The organism is Cupriavidus sp. 8B (assembly GCF_054589115.1).
This window is the reverse complement of record NZ_BAAILO010000026.1, coordinates 29,778-43,627: the sequence shown is the minus strand read 5'-3', so window position 1 is coordinate 43,627 and position 13,850 is coordinate 29,778. Positions and strand designations below refer to the sequence as shown.

Here is a 13,850-nt window from a genome sequence, read left to right as displayed (position 1 = left end):
GCCCAGCTCGCTGCTGCCGAGCTCCAGTCCCCCTTCATACAGGGCCGCCATCTCGCTGACGATGGCCAAGCCCAGTCCGCTGCCGGCAGCGGACTCATCCAGCCGCCCAAAGCGTGCGGTAGCCAGCTCGCGGGCCTCGGCCTGCATGCCTGGGCCATCGTCTTCCACTACGACTTCAAGCATGCCGCCGCGCTCGGCGAGCTGGACGCGAACGCGCGAGCGAGCCCATTGGCAGGCGTTGTCGAGCAGGTTGCCGAGGATCTCGATCAGGTCCTGGCGGTCGCCGGCGAAGTGCCCGTTGCCTTCCACCCGGATATCGATCTCGCGCCCGCTGTGCAGGCGGGTCAGCGCGCGCGCGAGCTCGCCTGCCGCGGGGCCGGCTTCGATGCGCGCCCCGCGCGTGCTCGCCGCCCCTGCCGCCCGTGCGCGCGCCAGGTGGCGATCCACCTGCCGGCGCATGGCCTCGACCTGGCTGGCGGCAGCGCGCGCCGCTTCGCCGGGCAGGCGCTCGGCTTCGTTGGCGAGGATGGCGAGGGGTGTCTTGACGGCGTGGGCGAGGTCGGCCGCCTGGCGCCGCGAGCGCTCCAGCGCATCGGCGTTGCGCGCCAGCAAGCTATTGATCTCGGTGACCAGCGGCACCACCTCGGACGGCCACGTGCCCCCCAGCCGGCTCTCGCGGCGTGCCTGCAAGGTAGCCAGCGCCTGGCGCAGCCGCGCCAGCGGCGCGAGGCCAAACTTCACCTGGGCCGCCACCGCCAGCAGCAGGCCCGCGCCCAGCGCCGTCAGCGACCAGCCCAGCAGCCGGTTGAAGGCCTGGCGCGCCGCGCGCAGCTCGGTGCGATCCAGCGCCACCGACAGCATCACCGGCGTATCGGCCGACGCCAGCACGATGGGGCGCGACACTACCAGCAACGATTGCCCGCTTGGCCCGGGCCGGATCTCGGCATGGCTGCCCGCTACCTTGTTGCCCACCGTGGCTGGCATCTCGGCGTCCCAGAGCGAGCGTGAGCGCAGCGTGGCCCCTGGCGCCTGTGCCTGCCAGTAGGCGCCGGAGTAAGGCAGATCGAAGCGCGGGTCGGCCGGGGCGTGGGTCAGCGCGAGCTTGCCGTCGGCGCTCCAGTCCAGCGCGGCAGCCAGGCTGGTGAGCTGGTTGTCGAGCTGGCGCACATAGGTATCGTTGACATGGCGCGCAAACAGGGTGGAGAGCAGCCAGCCGGTGCCGCCCAGCGCCGCGGCCAGCCAGATGGCCGCGACCGCTAGCAGGCGGATGGCTAAGGACTGGCGCATGGGTCAGTTGGCGGGGGCTGCCGAAGCTTCGGGAGCGTCGGGAGACGCCGGCGGGCGCAGGCGGTAGCCCTGTCCGCGCACGGTCTCGATCACGTCCACGCCGAGCTTGCGCCGCAGGCGTCCGATGAAGACTTCGATGGTGTTGCTGTCGCGGTCGAAATCCTGCGCGTAGATGTGCTCGGTCAGCACGGCCTTGCTGATGATCGCGCCCGGGTGGTGCATCAGGTAATCCAGCACCTTGAACTCATGCGCGGTCAGCATCACCGCGGCGCCGTCGACGGTCGCCACGCCCGTGCGCGCGTTCAGGCGCACCGGGCCGCATGCGAGCTCAGGCGCGGGCATGCCGTGGGCGCGGCGGATCAGCGCGCGAATGCGGGCCAGCAACTCCTCCATGCGGAAGGGCTTGGCGAGATAGTCGTCGGCCCCGGCATCGATGCCTTCCACCTTGTCGGTCCAGCTGTCGCGCGCGGTCAGGATCAGCACCGGCAGGCTCACCTGCGCCGCGCGCCAGCGGCGCAGCACGGACAGTCCATCCAGCCCGGGCAGGCCGAGGTCGAGCACCACGGCATCGTAAGGCTCTTCGGCGCCCAGGTGCCAGGCATCGATGCCGTGCGCGGCCGTATCGACCGCGTAGCCCGCGCTGACCAGGCTGGCGTGGATCTGGGCGGCCAGCACGGCCTCGTCTTCTACCAGGAGGATGCGCATGGGGGGTCAGGGCTTCTTGCGAGCCTGGTCAAGGTCGCGCCCCTTGGCCTTGAGCAGGGTGGCGGTCTTTGCGTCGTACTCGAGCTTGGCCACCGAGCCGCTCGCCAGCAGCAGCTTGACCTCGTACTGCCAGACGCCATCGTCGCGGTCGAGCTTGACGCCGATCACATCGCCCGTGTACTGCGCCGACACCGTCTCCAGGATGCGCGTGAGCGGCAAGATCTCGCCGGACTGCACGGCGGCGCGGGCGCGGTCGGCGTCCTTGTCGGCATGGGCTTGCGGCGGTGCCGCCAGCAGCAGCGACAAGGCAGCTAGAAACGGCAACAGTGCGCGAGGCAGGGATGAGGTGCGCGGGGAACGCGCGGTGCGGGACGAAGGCAATGGCGTGAGGGAGCGGGGCAATACGATTGTGAGCAAGCCTTGATGGAACGAAGCAGTCTGCCGTGCCTTGCCTGAACGCAAGCTGAACGGCGCGCTCAGCATGGGTTCAGGCAGGGATCACGACAATGGGCGCCATTGAATCGATTGTCATCGTCACAAGTTCCCAGGAGTCAGGCCATGCAAGGCGTCCGCGCTTCCAATGATAACCCTTCCGATATGCACCGCCGTGCCACGCGCGACGGCCTCGCGCTGGCCGCCGCGGTGATCGTCGTCCTGTTGGGCGTCGTGTCCCTGTTCTGGGCGCAGGTCGATGCGCGCGCCGTGCTGCACGAATGGAAGCACATGGACAGCGGCCTGTCCATGATCGTGCTCGGGGCCCTGGTGCTCGGGCCGCTGCTGGCCTTTGGGCTGGGCGACTGAAGCGGGTCCCTGAAACCCTCGGACGGGTTTTCCATGTGTGGACATTGTCCTGCGCCTGGTCCTACACTCGACCCACAATAAAACGCACGACCGTTCTAATTTATGTTCTCCACGCATGTTCGACCATGCACCGCGGACATGACCGGCACAGTGCGATCCCCCAGGGTCAATCCAAAAAGGAGACATGGCATGGAATCGAAGAACGTCCCGCTGGTAGCCGAGTTGCTGCGCGATGCACCGAAGAACTGGGGCAAATGGGGGCCGGATGACGAGGTCGGATCGCTGAACTATCTCACCCGGGCGGAGGTGCTGCGCGGCGTGGCTTGCGTGCGCTCCGGCAAGACCTTCACCCTGCAGATCCAGATGGGAAACCCCGCCGGCGACCCGGTCTGGCCGGGGCGTTCGCAGGCACGCCGCCTCAACGTGATGGACAAGGGCCACTACCTTTGCGGCAAGGGCCCGAAGTTCCCCGGCGAGGCCGAGTACGCGGACGACATGATGATCATGTACCTGCAGGGCTCGACCCAGTACGACGCCCTGGGCCATGTCTGGTACGGCGATCAGCTGTGGAACGGCTACGATGCCAAATCCACCATCGGCGGCCTGGAAAAGGCCAGCATCCTGCCGATCGCGGAGCGCGGCGTGGTCGGGCGCGGCATCCTGATCGACATGGCGCGCCATCGCGGCAAGGACGTGCTCGGCCCGGGCGAGACTTTCACCCACCTGGACTTGCTGGCCGCGGCCGAGATGCAGGGCGTGCGCATCGAGAAGCACGACATCCTGGTGATCCGCACCGGCTGGATCGGCTCCTTCTACAAGCGCGACCAGGCCGAGTTCTATCGCGAGTTCGTCGAGCCGGGCCTGACCTACAGCCCCGAACTGGTCGAGTGGTTCCATCGCATGGAGATTCCCAACCTCGTCACCGACACGATTGCCAACGAGGTGACGGTGGACCCGGTCTCGGGCGTGGCCTTGCCGCTGCACAATGCGCTGATGCGCAACCTGGGCGTCACCCTGACCGAGATCGCGCAGCTGGACCCGCTCGCGGCGGACTGCGCGGACGATAAGCAGTGGACCTTCCTCTATACGGCAGCGCCGCTCAAGGTCGTGAACGGCAGTGGCGCGCCGGTCAACCCGGTGGTCATCAAGTAAACCAAGCAGAAAACCAGCCCTCGGCGCCGCCCGGTGGAGAAGCCTCAATGGCCTATTGCGCCGGGCGGCGCCAGCTTCGTTTCGACCAAGCGCAATTCTTGACACTACCCGCCGTGCCTATCGAGGTGCCTCATGACGCCCTATGAAGAGAAACCCTGGCTCTCCAGCTACAACGCCGGCCAGCCGCACACCATCACCCCGCAGTTTACCGACGCGCTGTCCATTTTCCGGGCCGCCGCGGAGCGCGCGCCGGCCAGCCCGGCAATCCACTACTTCGACGCCACGCTCAGCCATGCCGAGGTGGATGCGCTTTCCGACGCGCTGGCGGTAGCGCTATCATCGCGCGGCTGTACGCGCGGCGAGCGGGTTGCACTGTACCTGCAGAACGTGCCCCAGTTCGTCATCGGGCTGGTTGCCGCGTGGAAGCTCGGCGCCATCGCGGTGCCGGTCAACCCCATGAACCGGGCGCGCGAACTGCGCCTGGTGCTGGCCGACTCCGGCGCGAAGGTACTGATCTGCCACGAATCGCTCTATGCCGATGTGGTGAGCGGGCTGTTCGATGCTGAGCGGCGCGGCCAGGGCGACGGCAGCGCGCCCCTTGCGCTGCCAGCGGTGATCACCACGTCCGAGCTGGATTTCCAGAGGCGCGCCGATCCGCGCTTGTTTGCCGCGACCAAGCGCCAGCCCGCCGAGGGCGTGCCCGATCTGCTGGCGCTGGTGCAAGAGTACCTGGGCCAGAGCCCTGCGCCGGTCACGCTCGCGGCAAACGATATCGCGATGCTGGTGTACACCTCCGGCACCACCGGTGTGCCCAAGGGTGCGATGAACACCCATGGCAATGTTGCTTTCAATGCGCAGGTGTACCGCGACTGGATCGGATTGCGGGAGGGGGGACCGATCCTCGGCGTGGCGCCGCTCTTCCATATCACCGGCCTGGTGGGCCACGTGGCGGCGGCCTTTATCTGCGCCGCGCCCCTGGTGCTTGCCTGCCGCTTCGAGCCGGGCGTGGTGCTGGAGGCCATCCGCGACCGGCGGGTCGAGTTCACCATCGGCTCGATCACGGTCTTCATCGCGCTGATGAACCACCCCGAGGCTACCCGCGAGCATTTCGCCACGCTGGGCAAGATCTACTCGGGTGGCGCGCCGATCCCGCCGAGCGTGGTGGAGCAGTTCCGCGCCAGGTTTGGCCACTATATCCACAATGGCTACGGCCTGACCGAAACCAACTCGCCCACCCACGTGGTGCCGCTGGGCCGGGCGGCACCGGTGGATCCGGCCTCCGGCACGCTGGCGATCGGCGTGCCCGCCTTCAACGTCGATTCCTTCATCGGCGACGATGCGGGCGCGCCGGTGCCGGTGGGCGAGGTCGGCGAGATCATTTCGCGCGGGCCGATGATCGTGCCGGGCTACTGGAACAAGCCGGAGGAAACAGCAAAAGCCATGGCGGGCGGCTATTTCCACACCGGCGATGTTGGCTTCATGGACGCGCAAGGCTGGTTCTACCTGGTCGACCGCAAGAAGGACATGATCGTTGCCGCCGGCTACAAGGTCTGGCCGCGCGAGGTGGAAGACGTCTTGTATACGCACCCCGCGGTGCGCGAGGCGGCGGTGGTGGGCATCCCCGACGCCTATCGCGGCGAGACGGTGAAGGCCGTGGTCAGCCTGAAACCGCAGGCCAGTGTCACGCCGGAAGCGCTGCTGGCCTGGTGCAAGGAGCGCATGGCCGCCTATAAATACCCGCGCGTGGTGGAGATCATCGACGAGCTGCCGAAGACGGTCACGGGCAAGATCCTGCGGCGCGAGCTGCGCGGCTAAGGGTGCCGCGCGCGCAAGAAGGCGGCTGAAATCCTCGGCGCGCGCGCGGCATCCGGCGTGGCAAAAAAGACGAAATCGCGCGTTTACCCCTTGTAAATAGAGTCCACGGACGCATCCACTGCTGCGTCCGCGCGACACAACGGCAGGCCGCGCGAGGTAAAACATCAAAAAAACCCGGGGAAAACCCCGGTTTTTACACTCGCACACACGAAAACCCCTTGACGTGCCGTTGTTTCCGCTATGATTCAGTCGATGCCGCGCGCCGATAGTCGATCGACGAAGCGTCGAGCGACATCGGATGCCACATCCCGTGCGACATCATTCTGTTCAACTCATATTTATCGATATGGCGACCAAAGCGAATCCGACCGCGAAGACTGCAACCAAGACCGCTGCCAAGAAGGCACCGGCAACCAAAGCCGCTCCCGTAAAGGCTGCTGCCAAGAAGGCCGCGCCGGCCAAGAAGGCTGCTCCGGCTGCCGCGGTGACCCCGCGCCCGCTGAAGGACACCTTCAACAAGTCGAGCCTGGTCGCTCACCTGGTAGCACAGACCCAGCTGGACGCCAAGGCCGTGAAGACGGTGCTGGCCCATCTGGAAAACACCATCGTCAGCGCACTGCACAAGAAGGGCGCCGGCGAATTCACGCTGCCCGGCCTGATGAAGGTCACGGCTCAGCAAGTACCGGCCAAGAAGAAGCGCTTCGGCAAGGACCCGTTCTCCGGTGAAGAGCGTTGGTTCCCGGCCAAGCCGGCGAGCGTCAAGGTCAAGGTACGCCCGCTGAAGAAGCTGAAGGACGCAGCTGCCGCCTGATAGGGGCCCTGTTTCCAGCCTGAAAAGGAGCCGCTAGCCGGCTCCTTTTTTGTATGCGGGATGCGCCCAAGCCGTCTGGAATGACGAGGGCTGTCGCTCCCTTTCCCCCGGCCCCTCCCGCGAGCGGGAGAGGAGAGCAAACCGGTTGCGGAAATGGGACGTTTTTCGCTTCCTTCCCGCGTTGCAATCGACCAGCCGGCCAGCACGAAGCCGATGCAAGACTCCGGGAGATCGTCATGCCTAGCATCCAGTGCCGCCTGTGGCGGCTTGCCTTGCGCCTGGTCCGGCGCAAACAGCGTTTTTCCAGCGCGCAGGCGCTGCATGAGGAAATTCGCCGCCGCCGCAAGATCGGCCGCGCGGATCCCACGCCGCGCTTGATGGCGCGTCATGCGGTGAGCATGGAACCCGTGGCCGGCGTGGAGGTCTACACCGTGCGCCCGCGGGACGGCGACAGCGGCAGGCAGATCCTTTACCTGCATGGCGGCGGCTACGTCTTCGATATCGTCAGCCAGCACTGGGACTTCATCGGCAAGCTGGTGGACGCGCTCGGCGCGACGGTGACCGTGCCGATCTATCCGCTGGCGCCCGAGCATACCCACCGTGAAGTCTTTGCAGGATTACTGCCGCTCTACGACCAGCTGGTCCGCGGCAAGCCGCCCGCCAGCCTGACCGTCATGGGCGACTCCGCCGGCGGTGGCATGGCGCTCGCGCTGGCGCAAGTGGCCCGGGATACCGGGCGCGCGCTGCCCGGCCGCCTGGTCTTGCTGTCGCCGTTCCTGGATGCCACCGGCAGCAACCCGGCCATCGATGCGCTCGAACCCCTCGATCCGATGCTGTCGAAGCTCGGCGGCATCGAGTGCGGCCGCGTCTATGCCGGCGGCGATCCGGTCACGCTCCCACAGGTCGGCCCCATCTACGGCAGCCTGCGTGGCCTGCCACCAGTGACGCTTTTCATCGGCACCCACGACGTCCTGCTGCCAGACTGCCGCACCTACCGCGCGCTTGCGGAGCAACAGGGCTTGCCGCTGCGGTATTACGAGTACGAGGGCATGTTCCACGTGTGGATACTGTTGCCGATGCCGGAATCCGATGCCGCCTTCGCGCAGATCGTCGCGGCCGTGGAGGCCGATCAAGCCCCGCAGCGGCCACCGGAGGTGCGCGCCGGGCAGGGCGGTGCAACCGGGTATCAGCCCATGTAACAAGGAACGGCGATAATCGTGGGGTTGCCGGCCGTGTGCCGGCCATAAGGAGTCAAGGAGTCCCCATGCTTTCTCGTCGTTACGGCGCGGTCTGGCTGACCGCGCTCGCCTTGCTGGTCCTTGCGGCACTCGCCGCCGTTCAACGCATCTCCCCGGCGTGGCTGGCAGCGCCGGTCGTGCTGCTGCTGGTGGGCATGCATGACATCGCGCAGTCGCGTCACTCCATCCTGCGCAACTATCCGATCTGGGGCCACCTGCGCTTCTTGTTCGAGTTCATCCGCCCGGAGATCCGCCAGTATTTCATCGAGGACGACACCAATGAGATGCCGTTCTCGCGCCAGCAGCGCAGCCTGGTCTACCAGCGTGCCAAGAACGAGGTCGACAGCCGGCCCTTCGGCACCGAGATCGATGTGCGCCTGGCGGGCCACGAGTGGATCAGCCACTCGCTCGCGCCGACCCGCATCCCCTCCGCCGACTTCCGCATCACCGTAGGCGAGGGCCGCGCCCAGCCTTACTCGCTGTCGATCTTCAACGTCTCGGCCATGAGCTTTGGCGCGCTGTCGGGCAATGCGATCCGCTCGCTCAATCGCGGCGCCAAGCTCGGCGGCTTTATCCACGATACCGGCGAAGGCTCCATCTCGCCGTATCACCGGGCCGAAGGCGGCGACCTGATCTGGGAGGTGGCCTCCGGCTACTTCGGCTGCCGCCGCCCGGACGGTGGCTTCGATCCCGACAAGTTCGCCGAACAGGCGCGCTCGCCACAGGTCAAGATGATCGAGGTCAAGCTCTCGCAAGGCGCCAAGCCGGGCCACGGTGGCGTGCTGCCGGCGGCCAAGGTGACGCCGGAGATCGCCGCCACGCGCGGCATCGGCATGGGCGAGGATTGCATCTCGCCGGCCACGCACAGCGAGTTCTCCACGCCGCTGGGCCTGCTGCAGTTTGTCGACCGGCTGCGCACGCTGTCCGGCGGCAAGCCCACCGGCTTCAAGCTTTGCATCGGGCACCCGTGGGAATTCTTCGGCATCGTCAAGGCCATGCTGGAATCCGGCATCCTGCCGGACTTCATCGTGGTGGATGGCGCCGAAGGCGGCACGGGAGCGGCGCCGCTGGAGTTTGTCGACCATATCGGCGTGCCGCTGCAAGAGGGGCTGCTGCTGGTGCACAACACGCTGGTGGGCGTGAACCTGCGCGACAAGATCCGCATCGGCGCGAGCGGCAAGATCATCACCGCCTTTGACGTGGCGCGCACGCTGGCCACCGGTGCCGACTGGTGCAACTCGGCGCGCGGCTTTATGTTTGCGCTCGGCTGCGTGCAGGCGCAGAAGTGCCATACCGACCGCTGCCCCGTGGGCGTGGCCACGCAGGATCCAGTGCGCCAGCGCGCCATCGTGGTGCCTGACAAGGCGGATCGCGTAGCCAGCTTCCACCGCCAGACGCTGCATGCGCTGCTGGAAATCCTGCAGGCAGCCGGCCTGAAGCATCCGGGCGATCTCAAGCCGCACCATATCGTGCGGCGCATCTCGCCCAACGAAGTGCGGCTGATGTCCGAGTTGCTCAAATTCCTCACGCCGGGGGACCTGATCAACGGGAACTTCCGCTACCAGCTCTACGAGAAGTACTGGCCGCTGGCGCGTTCCGACAGTTTCTCGTTGTAAAGCAAGGCGCTAGCGCGTGGCTTGCGGCGCCGGCAGGCGGGCGCGCCCGTGCTGCCGGAAGGCGCTCGGTGTCTGGCCCACGTGCTTGGCAAAGAAGCGCGCGAAATACGCGGCATCCGCAAAGCCCAGCGTCGAGGCGATCTGCTTGATGTCGAGATCGCTATAGAGCAGGTCGCGCTGCGCCTCCACGATCAGGCGCGAATGAATCAACTGCAGCGCACTCCTGCCGGCCAGTTGCTGGCAGATGCGGTTGAGCTGGGTGGGCGAGATACCGAGCGTGTCGGCATAGCCCGCCAGGTCCTGGTGATTCCGAAAACGCGCCTCCACGAGTTGCTGGAACTGCTGGAAGTGGCGCGCGGTCCTGCCCGCCGGCTGCGCCCCGGTTGCACCCGCGCCGCAAGCGCGCCGGGCAATGCCCACCAGCAGCAAGGACAGCAGCGCCGACAAGGCAGCGCCGCGCCACAGCGATACCGCGTTCATCTCCGCACGGAACAGTTCCAGCGCTCCGGCAAGCACGGTGGCGTCATCGCGTTCGCTGCCGGCCGGGCCACCGAACTGGTCATGGTAGGGCCGCTCGAACAGCGGTAGCGCATCCGGCACGCCAGCCAGCAACGTGTGCAGGTAGTGGTCGGTCATGGTGATCACGATGCCATCCACGTCCGGCGTAAACCGAAAGCCATGCACGCAACGCGGCGGCACCGTCACCACGGTACGCGAGCCCAAGGGATACTCGCGGTCATCGAGCAGCGCGCGGCCGCCGCCCTGGTGCACGTAAAGGACCTGGAAAAAGCGTTCGTGGCGGTGCGGCTTGATTTCCCAGTCGTTGACGCCGCTGCGCTCCGGGATCGACTCGAAATGCAGTTGTTCCAGCAGGGGCTCGTTTGAGTTGACCCCGTAGAGGGAGTAGGTCGGGACGGTTTTCATGGGGCGGGGGCGGGCACCGGGATGGCAATTGTCCCGCCGGGGGTCGGATCTGTCCATCGGCGCTGCCGCCTGCCACGGCAGCGCGCCGATGGCTATTGATCCGCCTTGGCGCCCGACTTGCGCACGATCTCGGCCCACTTGTTGCCCTCTGCCACGGTGTAGCGCGCGAACTCGGCGGGGGAGGAGCCCACCGGCTCGGCGCCCATGTCGGCGTACTGGCGCTGCACGTCCGGCTGCCGCAGCGCTTGCGCGGCGTGGGCCGCCAGCTTCTGGACGATCGGGGCCGGCGTGCCGCGCGGCGCCCACAGGCCGTACCAGGTGCTGATATTGAAGCCGGGCAAGCCGGATTCCGCCACCGTGGGCACGTCCGGCAGGGCACGCGCGCGCTTGAGCGTGGTGACGGCCACGGCGCGCAGCTTGCCGGCCTTGATGAACGGCATCGCCGACGGCATCGAGTCGAACATCAACTGGATCTGGCCGCCCATCAGGTCGGTCAGCGCGGGCGAGCTGCCTTTGTACGGCACGTGCTGCATCGAGACATTGGCGGCGAACTTGAACGATTCGGCCGCCAGTTGCTGGGCCGACGCATTGCCGGCCGAGCCGAAGTTGATGCTGCCGCCCCTGGCCTTGGCATACGCGATCAGGTCCTGCACGGTCCGGACCGGCGAATCGTTGTTGACCACCAGCACCAGCGGCACATCCGCCAGTTGCGTGATGGGCACAAAATCGCGGAAGGCGTCGTAGCGCATCTTGGGGTAGATGCTCGGATTGATCACATGCAGCGAGGCATTGGCCAGGATCGTGTAGCCATCGGGCGCGGCCTTGGCAACCACTTCAGCGCCGATCATGCCGCTGGCGCCCGGTTTGTTGTCGATCACCACCGTCTGCCCGAGCGTGTCGCCCATCTTGACGGCGACCACGCGCGCGAGCAGGTCGGTAGGGCCGCCCGGGGGGTAAGGGAGCACCATGCGGATCGGGCGCTGCGGGAAATCGCCGGCGGCACGGGCGGGCGATGTGCCCAAGCTAGCAAAGGCGGCTGTTGCCAACGTGGCCATCAGAGCAAGGCGTAGCGCGGATCGGCGATGTTTGGTGTGCTGTGTACTGCGCTGCGTGTTCAGGACCCTGAATCGGAATGGCATGAATTTGTCTCCTTGATTTTTAGCACGACTTTGCCGACGACCTGCCTGGCTTCCAGAGCGCCCAGCGCCTCGGCCAGCCCGGTCATCGGGTACACCTTCGACACGGTCGGTCGAATCTTGCCTTCGCTGGCCCAGCCGCACAGCGTCTGCATGACGGCCTGCAGCGCAGGCGCATGCTGTGCCCGCTCGTTGGCAGGCGTCCAGCCGATATAGCGGCCTGCAAAAAATCCATGCAGCGTCAGGTTCTTTACCAGCAGCAGGTTCAGCGGCGCCTGCGGGATGCGGCCGCTGGCAAAGCCGATGCTGAGTATCCGCGCATTGGCCGCCGCCGCGCGCAGCGCCTGGTCGAACAGGTCGCCGCCTACCGGGTCCACCACCACGTCGGCACCGCGCCCGCCAGTCACGCGTTTGACGGCGGCGGCGAGGTCGTCCGGTGCAAGTGCATGCATGGCGCCGCGGCGCAGGGCCTGCGCGCGTTTCGCTTCGGTGCTGGCACAGGCGATCACCTGCGCCCCGAGCTGGTGGGCGATTTCCACCGCCGCCAGGCCGACGCCGGCGCCGGCGCCAAGCACCAGCACCGTGTCGCCGGGCTGCACCGCGCAGCGCCACACCAGGCCGCAGTAAGCGGTGCCGTAGGAGAGCGGGATCGGCAGGGCTTGCAGCGCGTCGAGCGTATCGGGAATGGGGTAGACGGTGTATTCCGGCAGCGTGACTTCTTCTGCAAAGCAGCCCCAGTCGGCAATGGCTACCACGCGGTCGCCAGGGTGCAGGCGGGTTACGGCGGCGCCGCAAGCCACCACGCGGCCGACCGCCTCGGTGCCAGGCACGAATGGCAATGGCGGCTTGGTCTGGTAGCGGCCCGCCACCATCAGGCCTGTGGCATGGCTTACGCTGGCGTATTCCACGGCCAGAGTGACCGCGTGCGGATCCGCAAGCGCCGGCCGCGGAATGCTAGCAAGGCGGACGTCCTGCGCTTCGCCGAAATGTTCGCAGAGCAGGGCCCGCATCATGCCGTGCCTCCCGTGGTGGTTTTACCCGCCAGAGGGCTGGCCTGCCTGGCCACGCCCGTCGCCAGTAATTGCGCGAGCTGGTCCGGGGTGACACCGAATTCACGCAGCACGGCTTCGGTGTGTTCTCCGACACGCGGCGCGGCGGTGGCCGCTCGCCGCAGGCCCTTGGTAGGGATGCCGGCAAACGGCAGGGCGCCCAGCCCCGCCTGCTCGACCGTCTGGAAGGTCCCCTGCTGCGCCGCTTGCGGGTGGTCGAGCACTTGCTGGTAGTCGCGCACCGGCGCATGAAGGATGTCGTGCGCCTGCAAGATGCCGAGCCAGTGCGCCGTGCTTTGGCTGCTGAGCACCGTAGCCACGGCGTCCTGCAGCCAGGCCGCGTGCGCCATGCGGCTGGCGTTGTCCGCAAAGCGCGCATCTTCCGCCCAGCCTGGGCGATCCAGCGCGCGGCAGAGCCTGCCGAATTGCGCATTGTTGAGCGCCAGCAAGGTGAGGCTGCCATCGCTGGTGGCAAAGACGCCATTCGGTGCGCTCACCGGCCCGGCGGCCACGGCGCCCTGGATGGCGTACTCTAGGATGTTGTTGGCCTGCAGCGCCACGCAGGCGTTGAACAGGCTCAGCTCGACATGCGCGCCCACGCCGCTGCGAAAGCGCCTGCACAAGGCGGCGGCACAGGCCTGCGCCGCGTACAGGCCGGTGGCCGCGTCAGCCAGCAGCATGCCGATGCGGCGCGGCGTGCCGTCGGCCATGCGGTTCGTATGCATCAGGCCGCTGTCGGCCTGCATCACGGAGTCCGAGGCGGGATAGTCGGCATAGGGGCCGCCCGCGCCGTAGCCGCTGATGGACACATAGACCAGCGCCGGGTTGCGCGCGGACAGCGCGGCGTAGCCCACGCCAAGCCGCTCGGCAACCTGCGGCCGGAAGTTCTGCACCACGATATCCGCCTGCAGCGCGAGGTCGAACAACAACGCCTTGCCGGCGTCGGTGGCCGCATCGATGCAGACGCCGCGCTTGCCGGCGTTGTACGCGATCGACAGCGCGCTGTGCTCGCCGCGTACCACGCCAACATGCCGGCCCCAGTCTCCGGCGGGCGGATCGACCTTGATGACGTCCGCGCCTTGTTGCCAGAGGATATGCGCGCAATACGGGCCCGCAATGCCCTGGCTGATATCCAGGATGCGCAGGCCGGCGAAGGGCAGGTCGGCGTCGGCTTCGGATGAAGGAACGGAATGCGAGGGTAGTGGGTGTTGCGAGTTGGTCTGGGTCATCGGTAGGGATCGAAGAGTCGCAAGGTGGCGTCGGATGCTTTATGCTAGGGCGTACTCCTGGCCGCGACAATCCGCCGACCTGTGCCA

The 13,850-nt window shown here is 67.2% G+C and carries 13 protein-coding genes; 6 read left to right on the top strand and 7 right to left on the bottom strand.

Going from position 1 to position 13,850, the window contains the following annotated elements:
- The 3 genes from ACYP5B_RS02300 to ACYP5B_RS02290 form a co-directional block, all read right to left on the bottom strand.
- The coding region (locus tag ACYP5B_RS02300; RefSeq protein ID WP_459568412.1) for a sensor histidine kinase at positions 1 to 1,287 on the bottom strand (1,287 nt) is incomplete at its 3' end.
- Between the two features lie 3 nt (positions 1,288 to 1,290).
- Positions 1,291 to 1,992: a response regulator gene (locus tag ACYP5B_RS02295; RefSeq protein ID WP_459568411.1), complete on the bottom strand. Its 702-nt coding sequence runs from the start codon at positions 1,990 to 1,992 to the stop codon at positions 1,291 to 1,293.
- Positions 1,993 to 1,998: 6 nt separating this feature from the next.
- Positions 1,999 to 2,316, bottom strand: coding sequence for a PepSY domain-containing protein (locus ACYP5B_RS02290; RefSeq protein WP_459568410.1), 318 nt, complete (start codon positions 2,314 to 2,316; stop codon positions 1,999 to 2,001).
- A gap of 234 nt (positions 2,317 to 2,550) precedes the next feature.
- Between ACYP5B_RS02290 and ACYP5B_RS02285 the strand changes: the two genes are divergently transcribed.
- From ACYP5B_RS02285 to ACYP5B_RS02260, 6 genes are all read left to right on the top strand, one after another.
- The gene (locus ACYP5B_RS02285; protein WP_459568409.1) at positions 2,551 to 2,793 is read left to right on the top strand and encodes a hypothetical protein; all 243 of its coding nucleotides are present in this window, start codon (positions 2,551 to 2,553) and stop codon (positions 2,791 to 2,793) included.
- A gap of 189 nt (positions 2,794 to 2,982) precedes the next feature.
- Positions 2,983 to 3,945, top strand: a complete 963-nt coding sequence (locus tag ACYP5B_RS02280) for a cyclase family protein (RefSeq protein ID WP_459568408.1) — start codon at positions 2,983 to 2,985, stop codon at positions 3,943 to 3,945.
- A gap of 132 nt (positions 3,946 to 4,077) precedes the next feature.
- Positions 4,078 to 5,760, top strand: a complete 1,683-nt coding sequence (locus ACYP5B_RS02275) for a class I adenylate-forming enzyme family protein (protein ID WP_459568407.1) — start codon at positions 4,078 to 4,080, stop codon at positions 5,758 to 5,760.
- Between the two features lie 346 nt (positions 5,761 to 6,106).
- Positions 6,107 to 6,571, top strand: coding sequence for an HU family DNA-binding protein (locus ACYP5B_RS02270; protein WP_150984488.1), 465 nt, complete (start codon positions 6,107 to 6,109; stop codon positions 6,569 to 6,571).
- 236 nt (positions 6,572 to 6,807) lie between these two features.
- Positions 6,808 to 7,770: an alpha/beta hydrolase fold domain-containing protein gene (locus tag ACYP5B_RS02265; RefSeq protein ID WP_459568406.1), complete on the top strand. Its 963-nt coding sequence runs from the start codon at positions 6,808 to 6,810 to the stop codon at positions 7,768 to 7,770.
- 65 nt (positions 7,771 to 7,835) lie between these two features.
- Complete coding sequence (locus tag ACYP5B_RS02260; protein WP_400098242.1) at positions 7,836 to 9,425, top strand: FMN-binding glutamate synthase family protein; 1,590 nt, start codon at positions 7,836 to 7,838, stop codon at positions 9,423 to 9,425.
- Positions 9,426 to 9,434: 9 nt separating this feature from the next.
- Here the strand turns inward: ACYP5B_RS02260 and ACYP5B_RS02255 are convergent, their stop codons facing one another.
- The 4 genes from ACYP5B_RS02255 to ACYP5B_RS02240 all read right to left on the bottom strand — a co-directional run bounded on the left by ACYP5B_RS02255 (position 9,435) and on the right by ACYP5B_RS02240 (position 13,763).
- Positions 9,435 to 10,349 carry a helix-turn-helix domain-containing protein gene (locus ACYP5B_RS02255; protein WP_459568404.1) on the bottom strand — a complete coding sequence of 305 codons (915 nt, stop codon included), beginning with the start codon at positions 10,347 to 10,349 and terminating at the stop codon, positions 9,435 to 9,437.
- Positions 10,350 to 10,441: 92 nt separating this feature from the next.
- On the bottom strand, positions 10,442 to 11,404 hold the full coding sequence (locus ACYP5B_RS02250) for a Bug family tripartite tricarboxylate transporter substrate binding protein (RefSeq protein WP_459568463.1): 963 nt from the start codon (positions 11,402 to 11,404) through the stop codon (positions 10,442 to 10,444).
- A gap of 59 nt (positions 11,405 to 11,463) precedes the next feature.
- Positions 11,464 to 12,495, bottom strand: coding sequence for an NADPH:quinone oxidoreductase family protein (locus ACYP5B_RS02245; RefSeq protein WP_400098288.1), 1,032 nt, complete (start codon positions 12,493 to 12,495; stop codon positions 11,464 to 11,466).
- Positions 12,495 to 13,763, bottom strand: a complete 1,269-nt coding sequence (locus tag ACYP5B_RS02240) for a CaiB/BaiF CoA transferase family protein (RefSeq protein WP_459568402.1) — start codon at positions 13,761 to 13,763, stop codon at positions 12,495 to 12,497. Before ACYP5B_RS02240 ends, ACYP5B_RS02245 begins: the two co-directional genes overlap by 1 nt.
- Between the last annotated feature and the right edge of the window lie 87 nt (positions 13,764 to 13,850).

Excerpts from the sequence above, each read along its gene's own strand:
- ACYP5B_RS02245 (WP_400098288.1), bottom strand. The coding sequence starts at position 12,495 with ATGCGGGCCCTGCTCTGCGAACATTTCGGCGAAGCGCAGGACGTCCGC.
- ACYP5B_RS02295 (WP_459568411.1), bottom strand. The coding sequence starts at position 1,992 with ATGCGCATCCTCCTGGTAGAAGACGAGGCCGTGCTGGCCGCCCAGATC.
- ACYP5B_RS02255 (WP_459568404.1), bottom strand. The coding sequence starts at position 10,349 with ATGAAAACCGTCCCGACCTACTCCCTCTACGGGGTCAACTCAAACGAG.
- ACYP5B_RS02240 (WP_459568402.1), bottom strand. The coding sequence starts at position 13,763 with ATGACCCAGACCAACTCGCAACACCCACTACCCTCGCATTCCGTTCCT.
- ACYP5B_RS02270 (WP_150984488.1), top strand. The coding sequence starts at position 6,107 with ATGGCGACCAAAGCGAATCCGACCGCGAAGACTGCAACCAAGACCGCT.
- ACYP5B_RS02265 (WP_459568406.1), top strand. The coding sequence starts at position 6,808 with ATGCCTAGCATCCAGTGCCGCCTGTGGCGGCTTGCCTTGCGCCTGGTC.
- ACYP5B_RS02275 (WP_459568407.1), top strand. The coding sequence starts at position 4,078 with ATGACGCCCTATGAAGAGAAACCCTGGCTCTCCAGCTACAACGCCGGC.
- ACYP5B_RS02285 (WP_459568409.1), top strand. The coding sequence starts at position 2,551 with ATGCAAGGCGTCCGCGCTTCCAATGATAACCCTTCCGATATGCACCGC.
- ACYP5B_RS02280 (WP_459568408.1), top strand. The coding sequence starts at position 2,983 with ATGGAATCGAAGAACGTCCCGCTGGTAGCCGAGTTGCTGCGCGATGCA.
- ACYP5B_RS02260 (WP_400098242.1), top strand. The coding sequence starts at position 7,836 with ATGCTTTCTCGTCGTTACGGCGCGGTCTGGCTGACCGCGCTCGCCTTG.
- ACYP5B_RS02250 (WP_459568463.1), bottom strand. The coding sequence starts at position 11,404 with ATGGCCACGTTGGCAACAGCCGCCTTTGCTAGCTTGGGCACATCGCCC.